Raw genomic sequence first — 15,185 nt, 5'->3', positions numbered from 1 at the left:
CTTAATGCTAGCGCCGGGCAGGGATAGCGTCTACGTTCAAGTTGTCTTAAATCATTAAATTACCGATTACTCCAAAAGGGGGCGCTCTCTTTTATTGACCTCGCGCATCCTGTATGATGCGCACAGTCTAACCTTATCAACGTTGGTACTATTCCTGCTCACATGACTCTTCTGGCGCTCGGCATCAACCACAAAACGGCTCCCGTTTCGCTGCGAGAACGTATTACGTTTTCGCCGGATACGCTCGACCAGGCGCTGGATAGCCTGCAAGCGCTGCCGATGGTGCAGGGCGGGGTGGTGTTGTCGACATGTAACCGCACAGAGCTTTATTTAAGCGTTGAAGGGCAGGAAAACCTCCATGAATCGCTGATCCGCTGGCTGTGTGATTACCATCAAATCAGTGAAGAAGAACTGCGTAACAGCCTTTACTGGCACCACGATAACGATGCCGTCAGCCATTTAATGCGCGTGGCGAGCGGGCTGGACTCACTTGTATTGGGTGAGCCGCAGATCCTCGGCCAGGTGAAAAAAGCGTTTGCTGATTCTAACCGCGGTCATCTGAAGGCCAGTGAACTCGAACGTATGTTCCAGAAGTCGTTCTCGGTCGCCAAACGCGTACGCACAGAAACCGATATTGGCGCCAGTGCGGTCTCGGTTGCGTTTGCCGCCTGTACGCTGGCCCGGCAGATCTTTGAATCACTCGCATCTGTCACCGTGATGCTGGTTGGCGCAGGGGAGACCATCGAACTGGTGGCGCGTCATCTGCGCGAGCATAAAGTGCAGAATATGATCATCGCCAACCGTACCCGTGAACGTGCGCAGGTTCTGGCTGATGAAGTGGGGGCGGAAGTGATTTCCCTCAGTGATATCGATTCACGCCTGAAAGATGCCGATATTGTCATCAGCTCTACCGCCAGCCCGTTGCCAATCATTGGTAAAGGGATGGTCGAGCGGGCAATGAAGGCGCGTCGTAACCAACCGATGCTCTTGGTGGATATCGCCGTCCCTCGCGATGTCGAACCGGAAGTGGGTAAACTGGCGAACGCCTATCTGTACAGTGTTGACGATTTACAGAGCATTATTCAGCACAATCTTGCGCAGCGAAAAGCGGCGGCGGTGCGGGCTGAAACCATTGTCGAACAGGAAACAAGCGAATTTATGGCCTGGCTGCGTGCGCAAAGCGCCAGTGAGACCATCCGTGATTACCGCAGCCAGTCTGAGCAGATTCGTGATGAATTGACTGCCAAAGCGCTGGCCGCCCTTGAACAGGGTGGCGACGCGCAGGCCATTATGCAGGATCTGGCCTGGAAACTGACCAATCGCCTGATCCACGCACCAACCAAATCTCTTCAGCAGGCCGCCCGTGACGGGGATGATGAGCGCCTGCATATTCTGCGCAACAGCCTCGGGCTGGAGTAGCACAACAATCTCTAATAACAGGGTGCATTTACGCCTATGAAGCCTTCTATCGTTGCCAAACTGGAAGCCCTACACGAGCGTCATGAAGAAGTTCAGGCGCTATTGGGTGACGCGCAAACTATCGCCGATCAGGAGCGATTCCGCGCCTTATCCAGAGAGTATGCGCAACTAAGCGACGTATCGCGCTGTTTTACTGACTGGCAACAGATTCAGGAAGATATCGAAACCGCACAAATGATGCTTGATGACCCGGAAATGCGCGATATGGCGCAGGACGAGTTACGCGAAGCAAAAGAAAAAAGCGAACAGTTAGAACAACAACTGCAAATTCTTCTTCTGCCTAAAGATCCTGATGATGAACGCAGCGCCTTCCTTGAAGTGCGTGCCGGAACCGGCGGCGATGAAGCGGCATTATTCGCAGGCGATCTGTTCCGTATGTATACCCGCTATGCCGAGTCGCGTCGCTGGCGCGTTGAGATCATGAGCGCGAATGAGGGGGAGCATGGCGGCTATAAAGAGATCATCGCGAAAGTGAGTGGTGAAGGCGTTTACGGACGTCTGAAATTTGAATCCGGCGGTCATCGCGTGCAGCGCGTACCGGCAACCGAATCACAGGGGCGAATCCATACCTCTGCCTGTACCGTTGCGGTGATGCCTGAACTGCCGGAGGCCGAGCTTCCGGACATCAACCCGAGCGATCTGCGCATCGATACGTTCCGTTCATCCGGGGCCGGTGGGCAGCACGTTAACACCACCGACTCCGCAATTCGTATTACCCACTTGCCGACAGGCATCGTGGTGGAGTGTCAGGACGAACGTTCCCAGCATAAAAACAAAGCCAAAGCGCTGGCTGTTCTGGGTTCGCGCATTCGCGCGGCGGAAATTGCTAAACGCCAGCAGGCGGAAGCCTCAACGCGTCGAAACCTGCTGGGGAGCGGCGATCGCAGCGATCGTAACCGTACCTATAACTTCCCGCAGGGACGTGTAACCGATCATCGTATCAACCTGACGGTCTATCGTCTGGACGAAGTGATGGAAGGCAAGCTGGATATGCTCATTGAGCCGATTGTGCAGGAATACCAGGCTGACCAACTGGCAGCGCTCGCCGGACAGGATTGATGGATTATCAACACTGGTTGCGTCGCGCGATAAGTCAACTGTCGCACAGCGAAAGCCCGCGCCGGGACGCGGAGATTTTACTGGGCTTTGTAACCGGAAAAACGCGCACCTATATTCTTGCCTTCGGCGAAACAGCGCTTTCAGACAGAGAATGTGAGCAGCTTGATGATCTGCTGGCCCGTCGTGAACGGGGCGAACCGGTCGCACATCTGGTGGGCGTTCGCGAATTCTGGTCTTTACCGCTATTTGTCTCGCCTGCGACGTTGATCCCGCGCCCGGATACCGAATGCCTGGTTGAACAGGCGCTGAAACGTCTGCCGGAACAACCGTGCCGGATCCTCGATCTGGGGACCGGTACCGGCGCTATCGCGCTGGCGCTGGCCAGTGAACGGCCGGATTGCCAGATCACTGCGGTCGACGTAATGCCCGATGCCGTCGCGCTGGCCCTGCGTAACGCGGAACATTTAGGCATATCGAACGTCACGGTTCTGACCAGCGACTGGTTTAGCGCCCTTGCCGGGCAGCATTTCGATCTGATTGTCAGCAATCCGCCTTACATTGATGAGCACGATCCTCATCTCGCTATGGGTGATGTACGCTTCGAGCCGCGTTCCGCATTGGTTGCGGCACAAGAAGGGCTTGCGGACCTGGCGTGGATAATCGCACAATCAAGGCGTTTTTTGCGCGCGGGTGGCTGGCTGTTACTGGAACATGGCTGGCAGCAGGGGGAAGCGGTACGTGCGCTGTTTGGCAATCAAGGATATGTGCAGGTGGAAACCTGCCGGGACTATGGTGATAACGAGCGTCTGACGCTCGGGTGCCTGCCGCTACAGGAGTAACAGGGCGTGAGTGCGTATACATTTCTGATTAGCCTGCATTTGACCACGGTGATTCTGACCATTAGCCTGTTCGTGCTGCGTTACTGGTGGAATTTTACGGGCAATCCCCGCGTTCAGGCGCGTTGGATGCGCATCGTGCCTCACGCAGTGGACACGCTGCTATTGCTCAGCGGCCTCGGGCTTATCGTGGTAACGCGCTATATCCCATTTACTGCTAATGGCGCATGGCTGACGGAAAAGCTGTTTGGCGTTATCATCTACATCGTTTTGGGTTTCATTGCGCTGGGGCGACATCGTCCGCGCAGCCAGCAAACGGGGTTTATTGCGTTTTTGCTGGGGCTGGTGGTGCTGTACATCATCATTAAACTCGCCGCCACAAAGATACCGATACTGGGGTAAGACATGCGGTCGTTAGCCGATTTCGAATTTAACAAAGCACCATTGTGCGATGGGATGATCCTGATATCAGAATTGATTCGTGATGATTTTCCCTCGCAGTTCGTGCACGACGAACTTGAGCGTCTGATCCGTCTGGCGCGTGAAGAAATAAGTCAGGCTCAACCGCAGGATTTGCAGCTGGAGAAACTTCTTGAGCTGTTTTACGGCGAATGGGGTTTTAAAGACACCCGCGGTGTGTACCGTCTGTCGGATGCGCTGTGGCTGGATAAAGTCCTGCAAAACCGCCAGGGTAGCGCGGTGTCGCTGGGTGCCATTCTGTTGTGGGTTGCCGGGCATCTTGACATCCCGTTGATGCCGGTGATTTTCCCAACGCAGCTCATTCTCCGCGCAGAGTGGCTGGATGGGGAAATGTGGCTGATCAATCCATTTAATGGCGACACGCTGGATGAGCATACGCTGGACGTCTGGCTTAAGGGTAATATCAGCCCTGTTGCTGAGCTGTTTAATGAGGATCTCGATGAAGCAGATAACGCGGAAGTCATTCGTAAGCTGCTGGATACATTGAAATCAGCATTAATGGAAGAGCAACAGATGGAACTGGCTTTGCGAGCCAGTGAAGCCCTGTTGCAGTTTAACCCGGAAGACCCGTATGAGATCCGCGATCGTGGTTTAATTTATGCGCAACTCGAGTGCGATCATGTTGCGCTGCACGACCTGAATTACTTCGTAGAGCAGTGTCCTGAGGATCCCATTAGCGAGATGATCCGTGCGCAAATTAACACCATTTCGCACAAGCAAATTACGCTGCACTAAACTGAATTAATAGACTGAATCTTGATAAGGGAATTATATGAAACAAAAAGTGGTTAGCATTGGCGACATCAATGTCGCGAACGATCTGCCGTTTGTTCTGTTTGGCGGTATGAACGTGCTGGAGTCCCGCGACCTCGCCATGCGTATTTGTGAGCACTACGTTACCGTTACCCAGAAACTGGGTATTCCGTACGTGTTCAAAGCCTCTTTTGACAAAGCCAACCGTTCCTCCATCAAGTCTTATCGTGGACCGGGCCTGGAAGAAGGGATGAAAATTTTCCAGGAGCTGAAACAGACTTTCGGCGTGAAAGTGATCACTGATGTTCACGAAGCCAGCCAGGCTCAGCCCGTCGCTGATGTGGTTGACGTAATTCAGTTGCCGGCTTTTCTGGCGCGTCAGACCGATCTGGTCGAAGCCATGGCGAAAACCGGTGCCGTCATTAACGTGAAAAAACCGCAGTTCGTGAGCCCTGGTCAGATGGGTAACATCGTGGATAAATTCCATGAAGGCGGTAACGACAAAGTTATCCTGTGTGACCGTGGCAGCAACTTCGGTTACGACAACCTTGTGGTTGATATGCTTGGCTTTAGCGTAATGAAAAACGTCTCTGGCAACTCGCCGGTCATTTTCGATGTGACGCACGCATTGCAGTGCCGCGACCCGTTTGGCGCAGCGTCGGGTGGCCGTCGTGCCCAGGTTGCTGAGCTTGCGCGTGCGGGGATGGCGACAGGCCTGGCCGGTCTGTTTATTGAGGCGCACCCGGATCCAGCCAACGCGAAATGCGATGGCCCGTCCGCACTGCCGCTGGATAAACTGGAGCCGTTCCTGAAACAGATCAAAGCGATTGATGATCTGGTGAAAAGCTTCGATGAACTGGATACCAGCAACTAAGATAAAAAACCCGCTTCGGCGGGTTTTTTATTATTCGCGCAAGGTACGCGAGAAGACTGTAGCCTGTTTAAATCAGGCAAAAATTGTCATCAGATAGGCCGCAAACAGCGCCAGATGCGCAGCACCGTTAAGCACATTGGTGCGCCCTGTTGAGAACGAAATATGGCACAGCATCAATGACGCCAGCATCACCACCAGTTCCGGTTTGCCCAGGCCAAACATCAGTTCATTTCCCGTCAGCCAGGCAATCAGCGTGACAACCGGCACCGTCAGTGAAATAGTTGCCAGTACGGAGCCGAAGAACAGATTCATCGCGCGCTGCACCTGATTATTTAAAACCGCTTTCAGGGCACCCAATCCTTCCGGCGAGAGAATCAACAGCGCAACCAGGAAGCCGGTAAAGGCGACCGGTGCATTCAATTCCGTCAGCAGATTTTCCAGCGGATGGGCATTCATCTTGGTGACCGCAATAACGGCAATCAGATGGACCAGCAGCCAGACGGTGTGCCAGCCGCTGCTGTGCGCCGACGGTTTACCGTGATGAGGGTCATCATCGTCGCTTTCATCTTCGTGCTCATAGACGAACAGGTTCTGATGGGTTTTGGTTTGAATCAGCAGGAAAACACCATACATTGCGGCAGAAATAAGCGCGACCAGCAATGATTGTCCGGTCGTGAAATTGCCACCCTCTAAGGCCACCGGAAAGACCAGCACAATAATAGCCAGCGGGAAGAGGGCAATCATATATTGTTTGATGCCGAACAGGTTCACATATTGCGTGGCAAATTTCCGCCCACCCAGCAATAACGAGAAGCCAACCAAGCCACCGCTAACGATCATAATGATGGAATAAAGTGTGTCGCGCATGAGCGTTGGCGCAGCATCGCCGGTGGCCATTAACGCAGAAATTAGACTCACTTCAAGAATAACGACAGAAAGGCTCAAAATTAATGAGCCATAGGGTTCACCGAGACGGTGAGCCAGAACATCGGCGTGGCGAACGACGCTAAATGCGCTGGCAAGAATACCCACCAGGGCAAGAATGTTCATTCCGATTATCACTGGCAGCGACTGACTGTTTCCCCAAAAAAGCAGCACTGCCAGTGCCAGAACCGGGAAAATGAGCGAAGTCTCCTTGTGGCGGGTTTTAACCGCCTCGTGCGTTGTAGTCATTGTTGATCTCCATCCAGCAGGTATTTGTAATTATAGAAAGAAATTCAGGCCGCATAAAATAACAAACATTCCTCTGCCATTATCCCTTTTTTACGCTTTTTTACGTCATGAGGATTTTCTTATGCAAGATGCTCATTTACTGATGTTTCGCCAAAAACATGCTTAATTTACAAAAAGATATTTTTTAAATAGTGTTGAAGACATCATTGGGTTGGATAAGACGCGAAGAATCAACCAGACTTAAGTTTTTACTTAAGGAGGTGTGAAAAATGCCCTATAAAACGAAATCGGACTTACCTGAGAGCGTGCAACATGTCCTCCCTGCGCACGCCCAGGAAATCTATAAAGAAGCCTTTAATAGCGCCTGGGAGCAATATAAAGATAAAGACGATCGTCGCGGTGATGCCAGCCGTGAAGAAACCGCGCACCGCGTGGCCTGGGCGGCTGTAAAAAATGATTATGAAAAAGGGGATGATGATAAATGGCATAAAAAGCGATAACCCTATGAAATAGTGAGCTGCGTTCTCATATTGCCAACATGATTATTCGCCATCCGCGTTACACCCTATAGAGTTCACTTGAAAACGGCCTGTGAATTGCATATCGTCATTGAAAAGCGCCAGGAAAGCAGCAGTAAAGTCGTTGCACGGAAGCATGCAGTGGCGGAGGTAGAAAGAGATGTTAACGCGTGATTTCTTAATGAAGGCAGATTGTAAAACGGCGTTTGGAGACATTGAGGAATCGCTGTTATGGTCGGCGGAACAACGAGCAGCATCGCTTGCTGCGACGCTGGCTTGCCGTCCGGACAACGGCCCGGTATGGATTTTTGGTTACGGTTCGCTGATGTGGAACCCGGCTCTGGAATATGACGAGTCCTGTACCGGTACGCTCCCCGGCTGGCACCGCGCATTTTGTTTACGTCTGACGGCGGGGCGCGGTAGCGCCTGTCAACCCGGACGTATGCTTGCACTAAAAGAGGGCGGGCGCACCACCGGCGTGGCGTATCGCCTTGCAGAATCGACGCTACATGAAGAGCTTTCTCTGTTGTGGAAACGTGAGATGATCACCGGTTGCTACCTGCCGAGCTGGCGCAGGCTGGAACTCGATGACGTGCGCACGGTGAATGCGCTGGTGTTTATCATGGACCCTCGTCATCCGCTTTATGAGTCCGATACCCGCGCGCAGACCATTGCGCCACTTATTGCCTCTGCAAGCGGCCCGCTTGGCACCAACGCGCAATATCTGTTCTCGCTGGAACAAGAGTTGATCAAACTGGGTATGCAGGATGATTGCCTGAACGAGCTGGTGGGAAGAGTGCGTCTGCTGCTGGAGGGAGAAAAACCAGGCCCGGAGATGCAACCTGGTTTCGCCTGATTGTCGTGCTAACTTATGCTGGAACGTAACTGATGGAATGTTCCAGCGACTGGCTGTGGCTATCGATCAGCACATTCCAGATACCGCTGTAAGGAACCGCCAGATACGCACTGGCACGATCCTGAACGCTTAATACATCAGTCTGAGCGGCGGCCTGGCCTTTATCGCTCATCAGATGAATATGGCAGCTTTCAGAACAACGTACTACCACTGTATCCCCACCAAATAACTTCAAACTTGTTTTTACCAACGCCATTGTTTTAAACCCCGTATGTATCGACAACGCACTCCCTGCGGGATAATCCCGTGCGTGATTTTGCTCACAATTCACTCATTGCATAACACCAAACGAGAGGGGTTCAGATGCTGACTTTGATCAAAAAATGGCGTAACGATTAAACAATAATGACAAAATTCGGTAGGGGTTTGTGTCGGCGCGTTAAATTCGGGGAAAAACGCGCCGACAGAAGATTAAATGCGGAAATGACCGGCAGTTTCAGCAAGCTCGCCCGCTTGTTCCTGTAACGCACCTGCGGCGGCGGCTGACTGGATCACCAGTTCGGCGTTTTGCTGCACCATACGGTCAAGATCGATGACTGCATGATTGATTTCCTGGATGCCTTTCATCTGCTCGTTAGTGGCGACGGTGATTTCACGCATAATGACAGAGACGCTGTCGATACTGGAGACAATTTCCCCCATACTTTCCCCGGCCAGACGCACGTAGCGGGAACCTGTTGCTACGCTGTCTGTTGTCGAGTCAATCAACGACTTGATCTCCTTCGCCGCCTGAGCACTGCGGCTGGCAAGGTTACGCACCTCGCCGGCAACCACTGCGAAACCGCGCCCCTGTTCGCCTGCACGCGCAGCTTCGACCGAGGCATTCAGCGCCAGGATATTGGTCTGGAAAGCGATACCGTCGATCACGCTGGTAATATCTCCAATTTTGGTCGAAGCCACTTCGATAGATTGCATGGTTGAAATGGCCTGCGATACCACTTTACCCCCGCGTGACGCAGCCTCAGAGGCGGTATGTGCCTGATCGTTGGCCTGTGCGGCGGAATCCGTCGACAGAGCAACAGAAGCGGTAATCTGCTCAACCGCACTGGCGGTCTCGCGCAGACTGGACGCTGCCTGTTCTGTCCGTTCTGACAGATCCTGGTTACCCGCCGCAATTTCTTGCGCCGCCTGCTGAACGGAATGGCTGGAATCGCGCAGTTTAACCATCACTACGGACAATTTGTCGCTAAAGGCGTTAAACGCATGGGCGATTTGCGCGACTTCATCATTACCCTGCTCCGGCAGGCGCTGTGACAGGTCATCCGTGCCGCTGCTGATCGCATTCATCGCGTCACGAATGGTGATCAGTCGCCTGAGCATGGTGGCGACAATCCAGTGCATGAGGGCACCGGCCAGGATGACCAGCACAATCAGTGAAACGGCCGAGGCTTTTAATTGCGCGCGCAGGCCCGCGGTAGAGTCTGCACTGTCCAGTGCGACAACTAACAGCCAGTTGGTGCCGTTGACTTTGGTGGCAAGAAACGACTTTTCCGCGCCAGCAAAGACGCCCGTCACCGGTTTACCCGCCTGTAGATCGGCAAATTGCACCTCACTGATGGCCTCGCCAAACGGTTTCAGCGTCAGTTTGCCATCGTTAGCGGCAATCACGCTGCCATCGCTGTTAAGCAACAACCCGCTACTGTTTGGTGTGGGTTTAATACCCTGCACGTTGGCCACCACGTTGTCCATGGATACATCACCTGCGACCACTGCTTTAAGCGTACCGTTCTCTTTTACCGGCACCGCGAAGGTCACCACCAGTTTCCCGCTGCCTGCATCGACATAAGGTGCGGTAACGATCGGGGCATCCGCTTTAGCGGCCTGCTGATACCAGGGGCGAATAGTCGGATCATAATCCGCAGGCACGCCGTCCGGGTTTGAGAATTTGGCCGTTTTACTGGCGTAACCCACATAGACGTTAATAAAGCCGGCAGCCTGAGCAATCTGGGTGAACACCGGAACGGGATCGTCAGTTAATGCTACTTTCTGCAGGGAGGCGATGGCGGTTGTTTTACTGCTGACCCAGTCACTGATGGCGAGGCTATGGCTACCGCTGGTGCTGGTGAGGATGTCCTGCTGAGCGTATTGATTATGCTGGCTGGTTACCTGGTAGTTAATAACGGTGTTAAGAAGAAGGGCAATAGCGAGACAGCCCGCTGTCGCCGCAATGATACGAGCGCGAATTGACCTGAACATATATATGAGTACCTGCTGTGTTGTCTTTAATGCCTATCGGCAGCACAGCAGGCAAACTTGATGCCGGAGGAGCATCCATAAGAAAAAAGTATTAAAGGCCGATCACGATTAGAACATTAAAACCTTGTCAGCCGCCAGGGTCCATTGTGCCAGCTCCACCAGCGTACCAATGGCGACGCCATCCACTAATGGCAGCGTTGTGATACCCCTGCCGTCGGTGCAGGTTTTGCACAACTTAACCGGTACGTTTTGCGCGGTAAGGATTTCCAGCATTTGCTGAATGTTGTACCCCTCGGCAGGTTTTTGCCCACGCAGCCCGGCGGTCACCGCATCGGACATTAAAAAGAGGCGTAAATCGAGGTCGGCTTCCTGCTCGCGCAGGGCGATCGCCAGACGCAGACTGTTAAATAAGGATTCACTGCCATACGCCGCGCCGTTGGCGACAATCACAATCTTTTGCATCTTCACTCCTTCGATAGGGCATGGTTATTGCTTATTACTCCCCAGCAGACAGCCACGGAGAGTAAGCATGAATAATTATACTGATGCGACACCCGACGCCACCGACTGGTTTCGCTACGCGCGTCAGGTCCAGAAACAGCAGCTTCACCAGCTTGCGCAGCTTGGCGTGCTGGCGGGAAAAATCAGCCATCTGACCCATATGCTGCAGTGCGAGCGCGGAGCATCAAATATCTGGCTGTGTTCAAAAGGGCAACTTTATGCGCTGGAATGTCGTGCCAGCAGCGCGCTTGCCGATGAGAACATCACCCCGTTTTTACCTTTGCTTGCCACGCTCAGGCCACTCGCCAGTAGCGCATTATGCCACCGTATTGCCGCCGCTGTCGGGTGTCTGGAACAACTTCCGCAATTACGTGAACAAATAAAAACCCAGCGTATTACGGCAGAGCAGGCGATGGCGCAATTCAGCCGCACCATTAGCCATCTGTTGAGTATTATCCCGCAGCTTAACGACAGTGTTGATGATCCCAGAATCGTTAAACATCTGGTGGCGCTCTACAGCTTTATGCAGGGAAAAGAGCTGGTGGGGCAAGAGCGTGCGCTGGGGGCGATTGGGTTTACCCAGGCGGCGTTTAGCGATGCGCTGCGCCAGTCGCTGGTGGACCGGATTGACGGGCAGCAACCCTGTTTTGAAGCCTTTCTGTCGCTCGCGGCGCCTGATGTCAGTGCGATATTTGCCCGCGAATGCACCGCCGGGCTGGAGATTGAACAGCTTCGTCGCCAGGCCTGCACCCGCGTGCCGCCTGCAGATGGCGGAGAAGGGGCGCTACGCTGGTTTGCGCTGCAAACCCAGCGGCTGGAGCATCTGCGGGCACTGGAAGAGGTGCTGATCAATGAACTGATGCATACGACGGCGGCCATGCTGGAAGAAGACGACGTAAACCTTAATACCTGGATTGATGATACGGCGGACGCTCGCCTTTCCGGGCGGCTCGATAGACAACTCTTACCTCTGGTGCGCCAGCAGGCCCGTGAACTGGAGCAGCTCAGTGCGCAACTGGCGTCGTTACAGGACTCCCTGGAGGAACGTACGCTGATTGATAAAGCGAAAAACATCCTGATGAATCACCAGAATATGAGCGAAGAGCAGGCCTGGCAATGTCTGCGTAAAATGGCCATGGACAAGAATCAGCGCATGGTTGAAATCGCCCGCGCGCTACTCACTGTGCGCGCGTTATGGCCTCTAACACCTAAGGAGTAGTTGCACATTGGGCGGGCATTTCTTGCACATGCGCAGTGCGAAAAAAACGACAAAACGGCTGAAAAGTGAGAAAAACAGCGGCTTGTGACCTGGCATGCGGGTTGCATTGTTATCGAGTGTAAGTGACAACAAGAGTGGCGGGGAACCAACGGCGGTTCACTGACCCTTCGGATAAAGGCGTCCATTGGTGCGAAAGCATCAACGGGCGCTTTTTTTTTGCTTCGGAGTGGATATGGGCGATTCATCGGTTTCATTAACGCGCAGGCGTTTTCTACAGGCAGGGGCAGCACTGGGCGGCGCGATGCTGATGCCCGGCCTGATGCAGGCGGCGTGGGCGGCGGGTTCCGACAAACCGGAACAGACCACCGTTCGCGTCGGGTTTATTCCGCTGACCGATTGCGCGCCACTGGTCATTGCGGCCCTGAAAGGGTTCGATAAGAAATACGGCATTACCCTGGTGCCCACCAAAGAGGCCAGTTGGGCGGCGGTGCGCGACAAACTGGTCTCTGGCGAACTGGACGCCGCGCATGTGCTTTATGGTTTGCTGTATGGCCTGGAGCTTGGTATCGCCGGGAAAACTCAGTCGATGGCTAACCTGATGACGCTCAACCAGAACGGCCAGGGTATTACCCTCTCGACAGATTTGCAGGGTAAAGGCATCACCGAGGGTGAAAGCCTGAAAAAAATGATTGGGCAGAGCGCACCCGGGACCTACACCTTTGCCCATACCTTCCCGACCGGGACCCATGCCATGTGGCTCTACTACTGGCTGGCGAGCGCGGGCATCAACCCCTTTACCGATATCCGTACGGTAGTCGTGCCGCCGCCGCAAATGGTGATGAACATGCGGATCGGCAATATGGTCGGTTTTTGCGTCGGTGAGCCGTGGAACGCCCGCGCCATTAATGATCGCATCGGATTTACCGCCGCGACCAGCCAGTCCGTGTGGCCGGATCACCCGGAAAAAATCCTTGGCACACGCCGCGCATGGGTCGAACAAAACCCGCATACCGCCCGTGCGCTGGTCTGTGCGGTGATGGAAGCGGCTCGCTGGATTGACGCATCCGATGATAATCGCCGTGAAACCGCACGCATTCTTTCGCGTCGGGCGTGGCTCAACACCAAAGAGCAGTATCTGACCGGGCGCATGCTCGGTGAATACGACAACGGTGCGGGCAAACGGTGGCAGGACGCGCACGCTATCCGCTTCTTCAATGAGGGCCAGGTGAGCTACCCGTGGCACTCCGACGGCATGTGGTTTTTAACCCAGTTCCGCCGCTGGGGCCTGCTGAAAAGCGCCCCGGATTATGCCGCCATCGCCAGCCGCATTAACCGTATCGATATCTGGAAAGACGCCGCCACGGCTATCGGGGGAATTACGCCGCCAGCACAGACCATGCGAACCAGCACGCTGATGGATGGCACTCGCTGGGACGGTACCGACCCGGAGCGCTACGCCAGACACTTCGACATTCAACGAACAGGGGCCTGATATGAAACATCAACAGAACACACAGCGCGTTATACCACCGTCTTCGCCAGGTGAAGTGATTACGCTGCCACCGGTGAAAGTCCGCACCCGCAAGCCGGCCCTGTCGCGCAAAACGCGCGCGGTAGCCGAACGTGTGGTTCCCGCGCTGCTGGGGCTTGGGCTGCTGCTTATCGCCTGGGAACTGGCGGCCATCAACAGCAAAGGCTTTCCGACGCCGCTCAGCACGCTGGATTCGGCAATGACATTATTTGCTGACCCGTTCTATCAGGATGGGCCTAATGACATGGGGATCGGCTGGAATGTACTGGCGTCATTGCAACGCGTCGCCATCGGGTTTGGTCTGGCCGCGCTGGTGGGGATCCCGCTCGGTTTTATGATTGGCCGCTTTATCTTTCTGGCGCGGATGTTTAACCCGCTGATTGCGCTGCTGCGCCCGGTTAGCCCGTTGGCCTGGCTGCCGATTGGTCTGCTGCTTTTCCAGAAAGCGGAACCGGCATCAAGCTGGACCATCTTCATCTGTTCTATCTGGCCGATGGTTATTAACACCGCGGAAGGGGTGCGCCGCATTCCGCAAGATTACCTCAACGTGGCCCGCGTTCTGCAATTATCCGAATGGACGGTTATGCGCCGAATTTTGTTCCCGGCGGTATTGCCCGCCGTGCTCACTGGCGTCCGTTTATCGATCGGCATCGCCTGGCTGGTGATTGTCGCGGCCGAAATGCTCACCGGCGGTCTGGGGATCGGTTTCTGGATCTGGAACGAATGGAACAACCTCAATGTGGAAAACATTTTAATCGCCATTGTCATCATTGGTGTCGTTGGTCTGCTGCTTGAGCAGGGGCTGATGCTGATAGCACGTCGTTTTAGCTGGCAGGAGAAATAAGATGAGTCAAAAACCGATTATTCAGGTGCAGGCGGTGAGCCAGCGTTTTTCCACTGCTGGCGGCGAGTTTGTGGCGTTGCAAAATGTCTCTTTCGATATTCATGAAGGGGAAACGGTCAGCCTGATTGGCCATTCAGGCTGTGGGAAATCGACCTTACTTAACCTGATTGCCGGTATCACGCTCCCCACCGAAGGCGGTTTGCTGTGTGATAACCGGGAAATCGCCGGACCAGGACCCGAACGCGCAGTCGTGTTCCAGAACCACTCTTTATTGCCGTGGCTGACCTGTTTTGACAACGTGGCGCTGGCGGTGGATCAGGTGTTCCGTCGCACCATGCACAAAGCGGAACGTCGCGAGTGGATTGAGCACAATCTGGAGCGCGTACAGATGGGCCACGCGCTGCATAAACGTCCGGGGGAGATCTCCGGTGGGATGAAGCAACGAGTCGGTATCGCCCGTGCGTTGGCGATGAAACCCAGAGTATTGCTGATGGATGAGCCGTTTGGCGCCCTTGATGCATTAACCCGCGCGCACCTGCAGGATGCGGTCATGCAGATCCAGCAGTCGCTTAACACCACCATCGTACTGATTACCCATGATGTGGATGAAGCGGTGTTGCTCTCTGACCGGGTGCTGATGATGACCAACGGCCCGGCGGCGACCGTCGGAGAAATCCTTGACGTTAATCTGCCGCGTCCGCGTAACCGGGTACAGCTGGCAGAAGACAGCCGTTATCACCATCTGCGCCAGCAGATCCTCCATTTCCTCTATGAAAAACAGCCGAAGGCGGCCTGAGGTGAGTGAA

16 protein-coding genes are annotated in these 15,185 nt (G+C 54.3%); 12 read left to right on the top strand and 4 right to left on the bottom strand.

Annotated features, from left to right (window positions below):
- Nucleotides 1-162: 162 nt before the first annotated feature.
- From hemA to kdsA, 6 genes are read left to right on the top strand one after another with little or no spacing between them, the layout of a single operon-like run.
- A complete protein-coding gene (gene hemA / locus L2097_RS07970; RefSeq protein WP_103279496.1) occupies nt 163-1,419 on the top strand; it encodes a glutamyl-tRNA reductase in 1,257 nt (418 codons plus the stop codon).
- 36 nt (nt 1,420-1,455) lie between these two features.
- A complete protein-coding gene (gene prfA / locus L2097_RS07965; protein WP_085006989.1) occupies nt 1,456-2,538 on the top strand; it encodes a peptide chain release factor 1 in 1,083 nt (360 codons plus the stop codon).
- Nucleotides 2,538-3,377 (top strand): peptide chain release factor N(5)-glutamine methyltransferase, encoded by an 840-nt coding sequence (gene prmC / locus L2097_RS07960; RefSeq protein ID WP_047370552.1) that lies wholly within the window; start codon nt 2,538-2,540, stop codon nt 3,375-3,377. The genes prfA and prmC overlap by 1 nt, the downstream gene beginning before the upstream one ends.
- A 6-nt stretch (nt 3,378-3,383) precedes the next feature.
- Complete coding sequence (gene sirB2, locus L2097_RS07955) at nt 3,384-3,776, top strand: invasion regulator SirB2 (RefSeq protein WP_085006987.1); 393 nt, start codon at nt 3,384-3,386, stop codon at nt 3,774-3,776.
- A 3-nt stretch (nt 3,777-3,779) separates the two neighbouring features.
- Nucleotides 3,780-4,589 carry an invasion regulator SirB1 gene (sirB1, locus tag L2097_RS07950; protein ID WP_047370550.1) on the top strand — a complete coding sequence of 270 codons (810 nt, stop codon included), beginning with the start codon at nt 3,780-3,782 and terminating at the stop codon, nt 4,587-4,589.
- 37 nt (nt 4,590-4,626) lie between these two features.
- The gene (gene kdsA, locus L2097_RS07945; protein WP_085006986.1) at nt 4,627-5,481 is read left to right on the top strand and encodes a 3-deoxy-8-phosphooctulonate synthase; all 855 of its coding nucleotides are present in this window, start codon (nt 4,627-4,629) and stop codon (nt 5,479-5,481) included.
- Nucleotides 5,482-5,553: 72 nt separating this feature from the next.
- On the opposite strand, the gene chaA is transcribed toward kdsA, so the two are convergent.
- Nucleotides 5,554-6,654: a sodium-potassium/proton antiporter ChaA gene (gene chaA, locus L2097_RS07940; RefSeq protein ID WP_103279492.1), complete on the bottom strand. Its 1,101-nt coding sequence runs from the start codon at nt 6,652-6,654 to the stop codon at nt 5,554-5,556.
- Between the two features lie 269 nt (nt 6,655-6,923).
- Between chaA and chaB the strand changes: the two genes are divergently transcribed.
- Together chaB and L2097_RS07930 are read left to right on the top strand one after the other, a co-directional pair.
- Nucleotides 6,924-7,154, top strand: coding sequence for a putative cation transport regulator ChaB (chaB, locus tag L2097_RS07935; protein WP_250352543.1), 231 nt, complete (start codon nt 6,924-6,926; stop codon nt 7,152-7,154).
- Between the two features lie 178 nt (nt 7,155-7,332).
- Nucleotides 7,333-8,028 (top strand): gamma-glutamylcyclotransferase, encoded by a 696-nt coding sequence (locus L2097_RS07930; RefSeq protein WP_250352542.1) that lies wholly within the window; start codon nt 7,333-7,335, stop codon nt 8,026-8,028.
- 13 nt (nt 8,029-8,041) lie between these two features.
- Here the strand turns inward: L2097_RS07930 and L2097_RS07925 are convergent, their stop codons facing one another.
- The 3 genes from L2097_RS07925 to L2097_RS07915 all read right to left on the bottom strand — a co-directional run bounded on the left by L2097_RS07925 (nt 8,042) and on the right by L2097_RS07915 (nt 10,746).
- On the bottom strand, nt 8,042-8,284 hold the full coding sequence (locus L2097_RS07925; RefSeq protein ID WP_047370543.1) for a DUF1883 domain-containing protein: 243 nt from the start codon (nt 8,282-8,284) through the stop codon (nt 8,042-8,044).
- 215 nt (nt 8,285-8,499) lie between these two features.
- Nucleotides 8,500-10,284: a methyl-accepting chemotaxis protein gene (locus L2097_RS07920; RefSeq protein ID WP_250352541.1), complete on the bottom strand. Its 1,785-nt coding sequence runs from the start codon at nt 10,282-10,284 to the stop codon at nt 8,500-8,502.
- A gap of 108 nt (nt 10,285-10,392) precedes the next feature.
- Entirely contained in the window at nt 10,393-10,746 is a 354-nt protein-coding gene (locus L2097_RS07915; protein WP_047370541.1) for a DsrE/DsrF/TusD sulfur relay family protein, read from the bottom strand.
- 67 nt (nt 10,747-10,813) lie between these two features.
- On the opposite strand from L2097_RS07915, the gene nasR reads away from it, so the two are divergent.
- The 4 genes from nasR to L2097_RS07895 all read left to right on the top strand — a co-directional run bounded on the left by nasR (nt 10,814) and on the right by L2097_RS07895 (nt 15,175).
- Nucleotides 10,814-12,004, top strand: coding sequence for a nitrate regulatory protein NasR (gene nasR / locus L2097_RS07910; protein WP_250352540.1), 1,191 nt, complete (start codon nt 10,814-10,816; stop codon nt 12,002-12,004).
- A gap of 232 nt (nt 12,005-12,236) precedes the next feature.
- Nucleotides 12,237-13,496, top strand: a complete 1,260-nt coding sequence (locus L2097_RS07905; RefSeq protein ID WP_047370539.1) for a CmpA/NrtA family ABC transporter substrate-binding protein — start codon at nt 12,237-12,239, stop codon at nt 13,494-13,496.
- 1 nt (nt 13,497) lies between these two features.
- A complete protein-coding gene (gene ntrB / locus L2097_RS07900; protein WP_047370538.1) occupies nt 13,498-14,379 on the top strand; it encodes a nitrate ABC transporter permease in 882 nt (293 codons plus the stop codon).
- Nucleotide 14,380: 1 nt separating this feature from the next.
- The gene (locus tag L2097_RS07895; RefSeq protein WP_047370537.1) at nt 14,381-15,175 is read left to right on the top strand and encodes an ABC transporter ATP-binding protein; all 795 of its coding nucleotides are present in this window, start codon (nt 14,381-14,383) and stop codon (nt 15,173-15,175) included.
- The last annotated feature ends 10 nt before the right edge of the window (nt 15,176-15,185 follow it).

The organism is Citrobacter sp. MNAZ 1397 (genome assembly GCF_023613995.1).
Classification (GTDB): domain Bacteria; phylum Pseudomonadota; class Gammaproteobacteria; order Enterobacterales; family Enterobacteriaceae; genus Phytobacter; species Phytobacter ursingii.
The sequence above is the reverse complement of the archived record's forward strand: the minus strand, read 5'-3'. Positions and strand labels throughout refer to the sequence as shown.

Bases quoted from the DNA above. Each gene is read 5' to 3' on its own strand.
- L2097_RS07905 (WP_047370539.1), top strand. From the start codon at position 12,237: ATGGGCGATTCATCGGTTTCATTAACGCGCAGGCGTTTTCTACAGGCA.
- chaB (WP_250352543.1), top strand. From the start codon at position 6,924: ATGCCCTATAAAACGAAATCGGACTTACCTGAGAGCGTGCAACATGTC.
- L2097_RS07895 (WP_047370537.1), top strand. From the start codon at position 14,381: ATGAGTCAAAAACCGATTATTCAGGTGCAGGCGGTGAGCCAGCGTTTT.
- nasR (WP_250352540.1), top strand. From the start codon at position 10,814: ATGAATAATTATACTGATGCGACACCCGACGCCACCGACTGGTTTCGC.
- chaA (WP_103279492.1), bottom strand. From the start codon at position 6,654: ATGACTACAACGCACGAGGCGGTTAAAACCCGCCACAAGGAGACTTCG.
- hemA (WP_103279496.1), top strand. From the start codon at position 163: ATGACTCTTCTGGCGCTCGGCATCAACCACAAAACGGCTCCCGTTTCG.
- prmC (WP_047370552.1), top strand. From the start codon at position 2,538: ATGGATTATCAACACTGGTTGCGTCGCGCGATAAGTCAACTGTCGCAC.
- prfA (WP_085006989.1), top strand. From the start codon at position 1,456: ATGAAGCCTTCTATCGTTGCCAAACTGGAAGCCCTACACGAGCGTCAT.
- sirB1 (WP_047370550.1), top strand. From the start codon at position 3,780: ATGCGGTCGTTAGCCGATTTCGAATTTAACAAAGCACCATTGTGCGAT.
- L2097_RS07915 (WP_047370541.1), bottom strand. From the start codon at position 10,746: ATGCAAAAGATTGTGATTGTCGCCAACGGCGCGGCGTATGGCAGTGAA.
- L2097_RS07920 (WP_250352541.1), bottom strand. From the start codon at position 10,284: ATGTTCAGGTCAATTCGCGCTCGTATCATTGCGGCGACAGCGGGCTGT.
- L2097_RS07930 (WP_250352542.1), top strand. From the start codon at position 7,333: ATGTTAACGCGTGATTTCTTAATGAAGGCAGATTGTAAAACGGCGTTT.
- kdsA (WP_085006986.1), top strand. From the start codon at position 4,627: ATGAAACAAAAAGTGGTTAGCATTGGCGACATCAATGTCGCGAACGAT.
- ntrB (WP_047370538.1), top strand. From the start codon at position 13,498: ATGAAACATCAACAGAACACACAGCGCGTTATACCACCGTCTTCGCCA.
- L2097_RS07925 (WP_047370543.1), bottom strand. From the start codon at position 8,284: ATGGCGTTGGTAAAAACAAGTTTGAAGTTATTTGGTGGGGATACAGTG.